We start from the raw sequence: 12,285 nt of genomic DNA, 5'->3' as shown, positions 1-12,285 counted from the left end.
AGACTGTAGGCTGCCCGGCTCACCGAGGGAAGATCGTGATGACGCACCCTGAAAACACCGACGTCGCCTCGCTCATGAAGGCGGCGCAGGACAACCTGTGGATGCACTTCACCCGGCACGGCTCTTACGAGGGTGCCGAGGTTCCGATGATCGTCAGGGGTGAGGGCTCCTCCATCTACGACGTGCGCGGCAAGCGCTACCTCGACGGGCTCGCCGGGCTCTTCGTGGTGCAGGCCGGGCACGGGCGCAGCGAGCTGGCCGAGGCCGCCGCCAAGCAGGCCCAGGAGCTGGCGTTCTTCCCGCTGTGGTCCTACGCCCACCCCAAGGCCGTCGAGCTGGCGCAGCGCCTGGCCGCGGAGACCCCCGGCGACCTCAACCGGGTCTTCTTCACCACCGGGGGCGGCGAGGCCGTCGAGAGCGCCTGGAAGCTCGCCAAGCACTACTTCAAGATCACCGGCAGGCCGCTCAAGCACAAGGTCATCAGCCGCCAGATCGCCTACCACGGCACCCCGCAGGGCGCCCTGTCGATCACCGGCATCCCGGCCTTCAAGCAGATGTTCGAGCCGCTGGTCCCCGGCTCGGTCCGGGTGCCCAACACCAACCACTACCGGGCCGACGAGATCACCGGCGTGCCCGGCATGACGCCCGAGCAGTACGGCTTCTGGGCCGCCGAGCGCGTCGCCCGCGCCATCGAGATGGAGGGCCCCGACACCGTGGCCGCCGTCTTCGTCGAGCCGGTGCAGAACGCCGGCGGCTGCTTCCCGCCGCCGCCCGGCTACTTCAAGCGGCTGCGCGAGATCTGCGACGAGTACGATGTGCTGCTCGTCTCCGACGAGGTCATCTGCGCGTTCGGCCGGCTCGGCACCATGTTCGGCGGGCAGAAGTTCGACTACGTCCCCGACATCATCACCTGCGCCAAGGGCATGACCAGCGGCTACTCGCCGATCGGCGCCATGATCGTCTCCGACCGGCTGTTCGAGCCGTTCAAGACCGGCACCGAGATGTTCGCCCACGGCTACACCTTCGGCGGGCACCCGGTCTCCTCGGCCGTCGCGCTGGCCAACCTCGACCTGTTCGAGCGGGAGGACCTGCTCGGCCACGTCACCCGCAACGAGCCGGTCTTCCGCTCGACCCTGGAGCGCCTGCTCGACCTGCCGATCGTGGGCGACGTGCGCGGCTCGGGGTACTTCTGGGGCGTCGAGCTGGTCAAGGACAAGACCACCAAGGAGACGTTCGGTGCCGAGGAGTCCGAGCGCCTCATCCGGGGCTTCCTCTCCGGCGCCCTCTACGAGGCCGGCCTGTACTGCCGCGCCGACGACCGGGGCGACCCGGTCATCCAGCTCGCGCCGCCGCTCATCTGCGGCCCGGCGGAGTTCGACGAGATCGAGTCCATCCTCCGTTCGGTGCTGACGGAGGCGTGGAACCGTCTGTGAACGCGGGGCCGGTGCCCCCGGCCGGATCCGCCAGCTTCGCCGGATCCGGCCGGGACACCGCCTGACGCCCCTCGGAGTCCCACCGTGCCGAACACAGGAAAGGGAAGATCAATGAAGATCGGCGTTCCCACCGAGGTCAAGAACCACGAGTACCGCGTCGCCGCCACCCCGGCCGGCGTGCACGAACTCGTCCGCCATGGCCACGAGGTCTACGTCCAGCGTGACGCGGGACTGGGCTCGCACCTGTCCGACGAGGAGTACCTCTTCGCCGGGGCCAAGATCCTCGACTCCGCCGACGAGGTGTGGGGCCAGGCCGAGATGATCCTCAAGGTCAAGGAGCCCATCGCGGAGGAGTACCACCGCATGCGCCCCGGCCAGGTGCTCTTCACCTACCTGCACCTCGCGGCCGGTCCCGAGTGCACCGCCGCACTGCTGGAGCGGCAGGTGACCGGCATCGCGTACGAGACCGTCCAGGTCGGCAACACCCTGCCGCTGCTCGCGCCGATGTCGGAGGTCGCGGGCCGGCTGGCCCCGCAGGTCGGCGCCTACAACCTGATGCGCTTCAACGGCGGGCGCGGCGTGCTGCCCGGCGGCGTGCCCGGGGTGGCCCCCGCCAAGGTGGTCGTCATCGGGGCCGGCGTGTCCGGCCTCAACGCCGCCCAGATCGCGGTGGGCATGGGGGCCGACGTCACCGTCCTGGACCTCAACGTCGACCGCCTGCGCTTCGTCGACGCGATCTACCAGGGCCGCATGAAGACCCTCGTGTCGACCTCGTACGCGATCGAGAAGGAGGTCCTGGAGGCCGACCTGGTCATCGGCGCGGTGCTGATCCCCGGCGCCAAGGCCCCGACGCTGGTCTCCAACGAGCTGGTCTCCCGGATGAAGAAGGGCTCCGTGCTCGTCGACATCGCGATCGACCAGGGCGGCTGCTTCGAGGACTCCCGGCCGACCACGCACGCCGAGCCGACCTACCGGGTGCACGACTCGATCTTCTACTGCGTGGCCAACATGCCGGGGTCGGTCCCCAACACCTCCACCTACGCGCTGACCAACGCCACGCTGCCGTACGCGGTCAAGCTGGCCGGGCTCGGCTGGAAGGCCGCGCTGCGGCAGGACGCCTCCCTCGCGCCGGGCCTCAACACCCACGCCGGGCGGCTCACCAACGAGCAGGTCGCCCTCGCCCTCGGCCTGCCGTACGTGCCGGTCTCCGAGGTCATCGCCGCCTGAGTCCGTCTCTCCGGACACCGCCCGCCCGCCCGGCCCGCCCGCTCCGTCAGGCGGGCCGGGCGGTGCGCAGGGCGCGGGCGGTGGACAGGACGTGCTCGATCTCCGCAGGGGCCGGCCAGGGCGCCCCGCCGGGACGCAGCAGCGCGGCCCGTACGGAGGCCAGGTGCTCGATCGCGCCCCGGGGCAGCCCGCTCCGCTCGATCAGCCAGGCCGTGACGTCGGTGTGGTCGCGCAGCGGCCGGGTGACGAGATCCCAGGTGCCGAGGATCTCGGTCAGGTCGGAGACCCTCAGCGGGGTGCCGCCCCGCCGGGCGACGGAGGCGGCGGCCAGCTCGGCGCGGGCGACCAGCTCGGGCTCGGTGGCGCGGTCCCACAGCGGGGACGGCGGATCGCGGAGCCAGCGCTCGGCCTCGCGGGCGAAACCCGCGGCCGACAGCAGCGCGGCCAGCTCCACCGCGGCCCGGTGGTGACCGGCCTGTGCCGCCTGGCGGAACCAGTGCTGCCCGCCCTGGATGTCGCTGTGCTCGGCGATGAGCAGCAGACCGAAATTGAAGGCCGCCTCGGGGTCGCCCCCCGCGGCGGCGCGGCTGAACCAGTGGCTGGCCCCGCGCGGGTCGCTCATCTCCACGCACACGAACCCGGCCGTGCGCTGGTCGTCGATCCGGCCGGTGCAGGCCGCGCGCTCGAACCAGGCGCGGGCGGTGCGCAGGTCCCCGAGGGAGAGCGCGATCCCGCCGAGCTGGGACGCGGCCCCGGGATGCTCGTTCCTGGCGGCCAGCCGGAAGAACGCCTCCGCCCCCTCCGGGTCCCGGTTGGCCTGCAGGAACAGCCCGAGATGGTAGGCCGCGTCGGCGTGGCCGCCCCGGGCGGCCAGCTCCCACCAGCGCAGCGTCTCGTCCTCCTCGCCGGAGGCGTAGGCGAGGAACCCCAGGTCGTGGGCGGAGGCGAGATCGCCGTCCGCCGCGGCCCTGCGGTGCCACTCCCCGGCGGCCTCGGCCTCGCCGCAGTCCTCGCAGACCAGCGCGAGCCGCCTGGCCGCCACCCGCGAGCCCGCCCTGGCCGCCGTCTCGAACCACCGGCGGGCGGCCGGGACGTCGCCGTGCTGGTCCAGCAGGAGCGTCGCCAGGTTCACCGCCGCCTCGACGTCACCGGCCTTGGCCGCCAGCTCGTACCACCGCGCGGCGTCCCCGGGGCTGCCGTGCTTCTCGTGCCAGACCCCGAGGTTGTAGGCGCTGTCGAGGTTGCCCGCGGCGGCGGCGCGCTCCCACCAGTGCCGGGCCGCCGAACGGTCGCCCCGCTGCGCGAAGTGCCGCCCGAGCAGGTGGGCGGCCTGCACGTCGCCACCGTGCGCGGCGAGCAGCAGGCCCGTCTCGCCGTCCGTGTCGTGCTCGTGCGCGGAACTGCGGGGAGTGGGTATCAGCCCCGCGGTCGTCCCCGGGTCGTCAGGCCCCCATTCCATGTCCCCTCCTCGCAGACGGCACGCAGCCGACAGATCACAGAGTGACACGTCACCGATCGGTGACGGAAGGTAATCGGTCACATCCGCTCCGCGCCGTGCCCGATTCCCGGCCCGCCGGGACCCTGCTCAGACCGCGCCGCCCCGGAGCACCGGCATGCGCTCCGGGCCCTCAGGACCAGCCGGGGCGGACCAGGCCTGACTCGTAGGCGATGACGACGAGCTGGGCGCGGTCGCGGGCGTGGAGCTTCGTCATGGTCCGGCTCACGTGGGTCTTGGCGGTGGCGGGGCTCATGAACAGCGCGCCGGCGATCTCGTCGTTGGTCATGCCGGTGCCGACCAGGGCGAGGACCTCGCGCTCCCGGTCGGTGAGCGGGCCGAGGTCGCGGGTGGGGTGCGGCTCCTTGGCGCGGCTGGCGTACTCGGCGATCAGGCGGCGGGTCACGCCCGGGGAGAGCAGGGCGTCGCCCGCGGCCACCACCCGCACGGCCTGGATGAGCTCGGCCGGTTCGGTGTCCTTGACCAGGAAGCCGCTGGCACCGTTGCGCAGGGCCTCGAAGACGTACTCGTCCAGCTCGAAGGTGGTCAGGATGATGATCTTCGGGCCGGGGGGCATCTCGCGGGTGGCGGTCAGCCCGTCCATGCCGGGCATCCGGACGTCCATCAGGATCACGTCCGGCCGCCTCTCGGCGGCCAGCCGCAGGGCCTGGGCGCCGTCCGCGGCCTCGCCCACCACGGTCATGCCGGGCTGGGCGTCCAGCAGGGCGCGGAACCCGGCCCTGACGAGCGCCTGGTCGTCGGCGAGAACGATCCTGATCATCGGGGCGCCTCCGGGGGCGGTCACGGTGTCTCCGGAAGCGGCCGGGACGTCTCCGGGGTCGATCGGGGAGCCTCCGGGAGCGGGTGGTCCGGGAGCGGGTGGTCCGGGAGTGGGTGGTCCGGGAGTGGGTGGTCCGGGAGTGGCCGGGGTGTCTCCGGAGGCCGTCGGGGTGTCTCCGGGGTCGGCCGGGGGGCCTCCGGGATCGGGAGCCGGGCCTCGACGCGGAAGCCCCGGCCGTGGCGGGTGGCGGTCAGCGTTCCCCCGAGGGCCGAGGCGCGCTCCCGCATGCCGGGGATGCCGTTCCCGCCACCCAGGTTCTCCCCGGGCGCCTCGCCGCCCTCGCGGCCCTCGCCGCCTTCGCGGTCCTTACGCCCCGAGTCGGTGACCCGGACGGTCAGCGCGCGGGGCCCGTAGTCGAGGACGAGCCCGACCGACGCTCCCGGGGCGTGCCGGGTGACGTTGGTGAGGGCCTCCTGCGCGATGCGGTACCCGGCCCGGTCGACCTCCGGGGGCAGCGGCCTGACCTGGCCGGTGACCTCCCGCTCCACCGGCAGCCCGGTGCGCCCGATGAGATCGTCCAGCAGGCCGAGCCCGGCGGTGGGGGAGCGCGGGGCGTCGTCGCGGAGCACGCTGAGCACCGAGCGCATCTCGGTCAGCACGTCCTTGGACGCCTGCTTGATCGTGGTGAGCGCGGTCCGCGCCTGCCCGGGATGCTCGTCGATGAGATGGAGGGCGGTGGAGGCCTGCACGTGGATGAGGGAGATGTTGTGCGCGAGCACGTCGTGCAGCTCCTGGGCCATGGTCAGCCGCTCCTCGCTGGCCTGGCGACGCAGCTCCTCCTCCTCGGTCCGGGCGCGCTCGGCCCGTCGCTCCCCGCGGGTCCTGGAGAACTCCGCGACCGCCGCCACCAGGCCCATCAGCGCGGCCACGGTGAGGGTGTGGAACCAGTCGCGGCTGGGGACCGGGGCGAACCCGACCGTGTAGACCACGATGAAGGCGTAGGCCAGGGCCCAGACCGGCCAGGCCACCCGCCGGTGGCCGGCGGCCGCGGCGTGGTGGAACGCGATCACCGGGCTGAGGAAGACCGGGCCGTAGGAGTACCCCAGGGCGACGAAGATCATGGTCGAGTCCACCGCGACGATCATGCTGAACACCGGGTGGCGGCGGCGTACCACGAGGGCGAGGGGGCCGGTCAGCAGCAGCGCGAGGCCCAGCGGGTCGAGCGGGGTCCGCAGCAGGTCCGGGGCGTGGATCTGCCAGCGCTGCGCGGCGTAGGTGCCCACGCCCTGGAAGACCCCGGCGACGAGGGGCAGCAGCAGGTCCGCCGGACGGGGGGTGGCGCGCACGCTCAGCACTGTACGTGCGCCCGTCCGGCGCGCGCGTCCCCCCGGTGGGGCAGAAGGTACTACTTCGTCCGGAGTAGGGAAGGGGGCTGACAAGGCTCGGCCACTGGGCCAAGCTGTCTGCGGGAGGTCACTCATGATCCATCGTCGCGTCGCCATCCCCCTGGCGGGGATCCTCGCGGGAAGTTCCGTCCTGCTCGTCCACCCCGCGGCGGCGTCCTCGCAGACGCTCTCCGCACCGACCCAGGCGCCCCCGGGCGCGCTCTCCGCGGCGACGCGGGCGACGCCGGCTTCCTCGGCGTCGTCGGTGGCGCGGACGTCGCCGGACCGGCCCAGGGTGGAGAAGAAGCCCGTCGCCGAGGGGTACGGCGGCGCGGTCTCGACCGTCGACCTGGACGCCAGCAAGGCCGCGCTGGAGGTGCTCCGCCAGGGCGGCAACGCCATGGACGCCGCGGTCGCCGCCGCGGCCACGCTGGGCGTGACCGAGCCCTACTCGGCCGGGCTGGCCGGGGGCGGGTTCATCGTCTACTACGACGCGCGCCGCAAGAAGGTGCAGACCATCGACGGGCGGGAGACCGCGCCGAAGGCGATGCCCTCCACCTCGCTGGAGGGCATCCCGTTCGACGACGCCGTGACCAGCGGGCTGTCGGCGGGGGTGCCCGGCAGCGTGGCCCAGTGGGAGCTGGCGCTGCGCAGGTTCGGCACCCTCTCGCTGCGCCAGGCCCTGCGGCCCGCGATCGAGGTCGCCTCCAAGGGGTTCACGGTCGACAAGACCTTCTACGACCAGACCGCCGCCAACGCGGCCCGGTTCAAGGACTTCACCTCCACCGCCAAGCTCTACCTGCCCGGGGGCGCCCCGCCGCCGGTCGGCTCCACCTTCCGCAACCCCGAGCTGGCCGAGACCTACCGCACGCTCGGAAAGCGCGGGGGCGAGTGGCTCTACCGCGGCCCCCTCGGCGCCGAGATCGTGGCCACCGTCAAGAAGCCGCCGGTCACGCCGGGCTCCACCCGCACCGTGCGGCCGGGGCTGATGGAGCTGTCCGACCTGAGGGCCTACCGCGCGCTGGAGCGGCCCCCCACGAAGACGACGTACAAGGGCATGGACGTGTACGGCATGGAGCCGCCGTCCTCGGGGGGGTCGACGGTCGGCGAGGCGCTCAACATCCTTGAGGCCCTGCCGAAGGTCGGCCAGCACGAGTACCTGGAGGCGTCCAGGCTCGCCTTCGCCGACCGCGGGAAGTACGTGGGCGACATCCCGGGCGTCCCGCTCCGGCAGCTGCTCTCCGACGGGTTCGCCAAGGAGCGCGCCTGCCTGATCGGCGAGCGGGCGATGGCGCACCCGGCCGCTCCGGGCACCCCCGACGGGACGTACGGGCCGTGCCCGGCCGCGCCGACGGCCCAGGCGACCGAGGCGGCCCCCGAGGGACCGGAGACCACCCACCTGGTGGTCACCGACCGGTGGGGCAACGTGGTCGCCTACAACATCACCATCGAGTCGACCGGCGGCAACGGCATCGTCGTCCCCGGGCGGGGGTTCCTGCTCAACAACGAGCTGACCGACTTCACCTTCGGCCCGGCCCCGGGTGACCCGAACCTGCCCGCGCCGGGCAAGCGGCCCCGCTCCTCGATGGCGCCGACGATCGTGCTGGCCGACGGCAGGCCGGTGCTCGCGCTGGGCTCGCCCGGCGGGTCCACGATCATCACCACCGTGCTGCAGATCCTGGTCAACCGCTGGGACCTCGGCATGTCGCTGCCGGAGGCGCTGGCCGCCCCGCGTGCCACGCAGCGCAACACCGCGCAGACCCAGGCCGAGCAGGCCTACATCGACCGCTACGGCGCCGAGCTGACCGGCCGGGGGCACACCCTGGTGCCGAACCCCGAGATCGGCGCGGCCACGGCGGTCGAGTTCCTGTCGCGCGGCAGGCTCCAGGCGGTGGCCGAGCCGACCCGGCGCGGCGGCGGCAGCGCGCTGGTGGTCAGCGAGCGCAGGTAAACCCGCGACGACGGCCCCGGGCGCGTCATGTGACCCGCCCGGGGCGTCACGCGGGCCTTCCGGACGAACATCCCGGCCCAGGCGTCACGCGGGCCTTCCGGGCAGGAACACCCCGGCCCAGGCGTCACGCGGGCCTTTCGAGCAGGAACACCCCGGCCCGGGCCGCCGCCCATGCCGCGGCGGCGGCACGGTCGGCGACCCGCTCGTCCACGGGCTCGCCGCTGACGAACAACCGGTAGTACAGCGGGGCGACGGCGGTGCGGACCAGGTCGGCGCCGTCGGTCCCCTCGGGCAGCTCGCCGCGCGCGACCGCCCGCGCCACCAGGGCCGCCGACTGCTCGTGGCGGGCGGCGAAGAACGCCCGCAGTGCCCCGGCGACGGCCGGATCGCGCGAGGCGGCCCTGATGAACGCGGCCGAGACCGGCCCCGTGCCCGGATCGGTGAACCCGGTCAGCACCAGGTGGGTGAGCGCGCGGAGATCCCCGTCGATCGTGCCGGTGTCGGGGATCGGCCACGGCTCGCCGCCGGCCAGGTCGAGCGCGTCGGCGGCGAGCCCCTCCACGCTGCCCCAGCGCCGGTAGACGGTGGTCTTGTGCACGCCGGAGCGGAGCGCCACCCCCTCCACGGTCATCCGCTCGTACCCCTTCTCCGCCAGTTCGGCGAGGGTGGCCTCGCGCACCGCCTCGCGCACCCGCGCGGTGCGCCCTCCGGGTCGTGCGGTCCCGTTCGGCATCACGGCCACCTCCGGTTGCGTCGGTTTCTGGTGTGGGGCATACTCCACCTTAATGCAACTAAGTAGCATTAAGTGGAGCGAAGGAGTGTGGCGGTCAAGGGCTCACAGACGGCACCGCGACGACCCGTCCACCCCACCCCCCCGAGGTCCGCCCCGCGGACCCGGCCCATCCTCCAGGAAAGAGCGCCCATGTCCGCGGATCAGATCGTCTCGATCGAGGAGATCCCCGTCTCCGAGCCCGGCGCCGGGCCGTACGGGATCACCGCCGGCCCCGACGGGGCCATGTGGTTCACGATGGTCCATCACGGCCGGATCGGCCGGATGGCCCCCGACGGGGAGATCACCTCCCACCGGCTCGACCGGGACCCGTCCGGGCCGACGGTCATCACCACGGGTCCCGACGGGGCCCTGTGGTTCACCGAGTACGGAGCGCACCGCATCGGCCGGATCACCACGGACGGGCGGGTCCGCTCCTTCTCGCTGCCGACGCCGGACGCGGGCCCGTTCGGGATCGCCGCGGGAGCCGACGGCGCGCTCTGGTTCACCGAGAGCGCCGCCGGGCGGATCGGCCGGATCATGACCGGGGGCGAGGTCACCGAGTTCCCTCTGCCGGTCGAGGGGGCGTTCCCGGCCGCGATCGCGGCCGGCCCCGACGGCGGCCTCTGGTTCACGATGAACCAGGCGGACGCGATCGGCCGGATCGGCCTCGACGGTGACGTCGAGGTCCACCCCCTGCCGACCGCGGGCGCGGCCCCGGTGGGCATCACGGCCGGTACGGACGGCGCGCTGTGGTTCGTCGAGATCGGCGCCGGTCGCATCGGGCGGATCGAGCCGGGCGGGCGGATCGACGAGTACCCCCTCCCGGACGGAGCGGCGCGTCCCCACGCCATCGCCGCCGACCCGCACGGGCACTGCTGGTTCACCGAGTGGGGGACCGGCCGCATCGGGCGGATCGCCTCCGGCGGCCGGATCGACGAGTACGACCTGCCGACCGCGACCTCGGAACCGCACGGCATCGCGGTGGGGCCGGACGGCACGGTGTGGGCGGCGCTGGAGACCGGTGCGCTGGCCCGGGTCACGGTGTCCCCGCCGTCCCCGCCGTCCCCGCCGTCCCCGCCGTCCCCGCCGTCCCCGCCGTCCCCGCCGCGCTGAGGTCCGGGGGGACGGGCGTCCCGCCCGCGCCGGCGTCGGGCGACGGGCGTGCGGGGAGGCGGACGTCCCGGAGTCAGCGGATGAGCTCGAAGGCCGCGTGCACCGGCCTGCGGGTGCGTGCCCAGTACTCGAAGGTGAAGCCCGGCCAGATGGTCCTGTTGACGCCGTGCTCGTCCAGGTACCAGCTACGGCAGCCGCCCTCGCTCCAGACCAGCCGTTCCAGCCGGGCGCGGAGGCGGTCGTTGTAGGCGCGCTGGGCCTCGGGGCGGACGTCCAGCGCCCTGGCCCCCGTCCTCGACAGCAGGCGCAGGCAGTCCAGGACGTACCGGACCTGGGCCTCGATCATGAAGACGACCGAGTTGTGGCCCAGGCCGGTGTTGGGGCCGAGCAGGAAGAACAGGTTGGGGAAACCGGTCGTGGTGATGCCGTAGTAGGCCTCCACGCCGCCCTGCCACGCCTCCTGGATCTTCCTGCCGTCCCTGCCGACGATCCGCTGCTCGTTCAGCGCGTCGGTGACCTTGAAGCCGGTGCCGTAGACGATCGCGTCGACCTCGGTCTCCCGGCCGCGGGCGTCGACGATCGAGCTCTCCCGGATCTCCCGCACCCCGTCCGTGATGACCTCGACGTTGTCCCTCGTCAGCGCCGGGTAGTAGTCGTTGGAGATCAGGATGCGCTTGCAGCCGATCGTGTAGTCCGGGGTCAGCCGGGCGCGCAGCTCCGGGTCGGGCACCTGGGCGGCCAGGTGCCGCCGGGCCGACGCCTCGTGGACCCTCATCAGGCGCGGGTCCACGGCGAAGCCCAGCGCCCGGGTCTCCAGCGCCCAGTAGATCGAGGTACGCAGCGCGCGGGCCGCGCCGGGCAGGGCGAGCAGACGCCTGGCCCGGGGGGAGAAGGCGAAGTCGGGCTTGGGCTGGATCCAGGGGGGTGTGCGCTGGAACAGGTGGAGGCGGGAGGCCTGGCGGGCGAGCCGCGGGACGAACTGGACCGCCGAGGCCCCGGTGCCCACGACGGCGACCCGTCTGCCGGTCAGGTCGGCCGAGTGGTCCCAGCCGGCCGAGTGGAAGGAGGGGCCGGTGAAGGTCTCCCGGCCGGGGATGTCGGGCAGCGACGGCACGTGCAGCGCGCCGATCGCCGAGATCACGGCGTTGGTGGTGAACCGCTCGCCGCCGGCGAGGCTCACCCGCCAGTCGCGCGCCGCGTCGTCGTACTCCAGCCCGACGACCTCCCTGCCGAACCGCAGGTGCGGCTCCAGGCCGTACCTGACGGCGCAGGACCGCAGGTAGTCGCGGATCTCGGCCTGCGGGGAGAACATCCGCGACCAGCCGGGGTTGAGCTCGTAGGAGAAGGAGTACATGTGCGAGGGGACGTCGCAGGCGCAGCCGGGGTAGGTGTTGTCCCGCCAGGTCCCGCCGAGCTCGCCGGCCTTCTCCAGGATGACGAAGTCGTGGTACCCCGCCTCCTTGAGCTTGATCGCCATGCCCAGACCGGCGAAGCCGGAGCCGATGATCGTGATCCCGGGACGCGTGTCCATGGTTCTCCTCGCCGGCCGTCTCCGGTGACGACCTCTCGGGTGGCGTGCTCCTCCCGGTCCGGTCGCGGCGATGGGAGCGCTCCGCGTCTGTTGCTATTGGATTCTTCGTCCAATGTAGTGATGGGAGTCGTCGCCGTCCATGGTCGGGAGGGGGTGAGTCGCGTCACACCGACTGGTCGGTATGTGAAGGTTACCGGGAACGCGAAAAGCGCCGAGGGCGGGAGCCTTCGGCGCTGCGGGTTGCTCCGGGTTCCTCCGGATGCCTCGGGAGCCCCGGACCGACCGGGGACCCCTCGTGCGCTCCGGCGGGTCAGAGCACCAGGTAGGCGACCACGGCGATGATGACCAGCACCGCGACCACCACGCCGACCGTGATCGGCAGGACGAGCGACCGCTTCTCGGGAGCGGCCTCGGGGTCCTTACGCTGGGCGAACGCGCGAAACGCCTGCGTGTTGCCCGCGGGGTCAACCTGCTGAGGATCAGACATGGGGATGACTTTAGCGACATGGGATGCCTCCCAACACTGATTTGTGTCAGTTTCGTGAAAGCCCGCACCGGGTGCCGGGATGTGAGGGCGGGATGCGGGGCCGGGCCGCG

Annotated in this window: 10 protein-coding genes; 4 read left to right on the top strand and 6 right to left on the bottom strand. The window is 73.2% G+C overall.

Going from position 1 to position 12,285, the window contains the following annotated elements:
- Window positions 1-38 precede the first annotated feature (38 nt).
- Both ACLQ2R_RS20700 and ald read left to right on the top strand, forming a co-directional pair.
- Window positions 39-1,433 (top strand): aspartate aminotransferase family protein, encoded by a 1,395-nt coding sequence (locus ACLQ2R_RS20700; protein WP_425961732.1) that lies wholly within the window; start codon window positions 39-41, stop codon window positions 1,431-1,433.
- Window positions 1,434-1,544: 111 nt separating this feature from the next.
- Complete coding sequence (gene ald / locus ACLQ2R_RS20695) at window positions 1,545-2,660, top strand: alanine dehydrogenase (RefSeq protein ID WP_425961731.1); 1,116 nt, start codon at window positions 1,545-1,547, stop codon at window positions 2,658-2,660.
- Between the two features lie 46 nt (window positions 2,661-2,706).
- Here ald and ACLQ2R_RS20690 read toward each other — a convergent pair whose 3' ends face one another.
- The 3 genes from ACLQ2R_RS20690 to ACLQ2R_RS20680 form a co-directional block, all read right to left on the bottom strand.
- A complete protein-coding gene (locus tag ACLQ2R_RS20690) occupies window positions 2,707-4,119 on the bottom strand; it encodes a tetratricopeptide repeat protein (RefSeq protein ID WP_425961730.1) in 1,413 nt (470 codons plus the stop codon).
- Between the two features lie 169 nt (window positions 4,120-4,288).
- Window positions 4,289-4,936 (bottom strand): response regulator transcription factor, encoded by a 648-nt coding sequence (locus ACLQ2R_RS20685; RefSeq protein WP_386235764.1) that lies wholly within the window; start codon window positions 4,934-4,936, stop codon window positions 4,289-4,291.
- A 20-nt stretch (window positions 4,937-4,956) separates the two neighbouring features.
- Window positions 4,957-6,282: a sensor histidine kinase gene (locus ACLQ2R_RS20680; protein ID WP_425961729.1), complete on the bottom strand. Its 1,326-nt coding sequence runs from the start codon at window positions 6,280-6,282 to the stop codon at window positions 4,957-4,959.
- Between the two features lie 133 nt (window positions 6,283-6,415).
- Here ACLQ2R_RS20680 and ACLQ2R_RS20675 point away from each other — a divergent pair, with 133 nt between their 5' ends.
- Window positions 6,416-8,272, top strand: coding sequence for a gamma-glutamyltransferase family protein (locus tag ACLQ2R_RS20675; protein WP_425961728.1), 1,857 nt, complete (start codon window positions 6,416-6,418; stop codon window positions 8,270-8,272).
- A gap of 124 nt (window positions 8,273-8,396) precedes the next feature.
- On the opposite strand, the gene ACLQ2R_RS20670 is transcribed toward ACLQ2R_RS20675, so the two are convergent.
- A complete protein-coding gene (locus ACLQ2R_RS20670) occupies window positions 8,397-9,005 on the bottom strand; it encodes a TetR/AcrR family transcriptional regulator (protein WP_425961726.1) in 609 nt (202 codons plus the stop codon).
- A 189-nt stretch (window positions 9,006-9,194) separates the two neighbouring features.
- Between ACLQ2R_RS20670 and ACLQ2R_RS20665 the strand changes: the two genes are divergently transcribed.
- Window positions 9,195-10,157, top strand: a complete 963-nt coding sequence (locus ACLQ2R_RS20665; RefSeq protein WP_425961725.1) for a virginiamycin B lyase family protein — start codon at window positions 9,195-9,197, stop codon at window positions 10,155-10,157.
- Between the two features lie 73 nt (window positions 10,158-10,230).
- On the opposite strand, the gene ACLQ2R_RS20660 is transcribed toward ACLQ2R_RS20665, so the two are convergent.
- Entirely contained in the window at window positions 10,231-11,688 is a 1,458-nt protein-coding gene (locus ACLQ2R_RS20660) for a flavin-containing monooxygenase (RefSeq protein WP_425961724.1), read from the bottom strand.
- 310 nt (window positions 11,689-11,998) lie between these two features.
- Entirely contained in the window at window positions 11,999-12,175 is a 177-nt protein-coding gene (locus tag ACLQ2R_RS20655; RefSeq protein WP_425961723.1) for a hypothetical protein, read from the bottom strand.
- Between the last annotated feature and the right edge of the window lie 110 nt (window positions 12,176-12,285).

It is taken from the genome of Streptosporangium sp. DT93, assembly GCF_049844535.1.
GTDB lineage: Bacteria > Actinomycetota > Actinomycetes > Streptosporangiales > Streptosporangiaceae > Streptosporangium.
The sequence above is the reverse complement of the archived record's forward strand: the minus strand, read 5'-3'. Positions and strand labels throughout refer to the sequence as shown.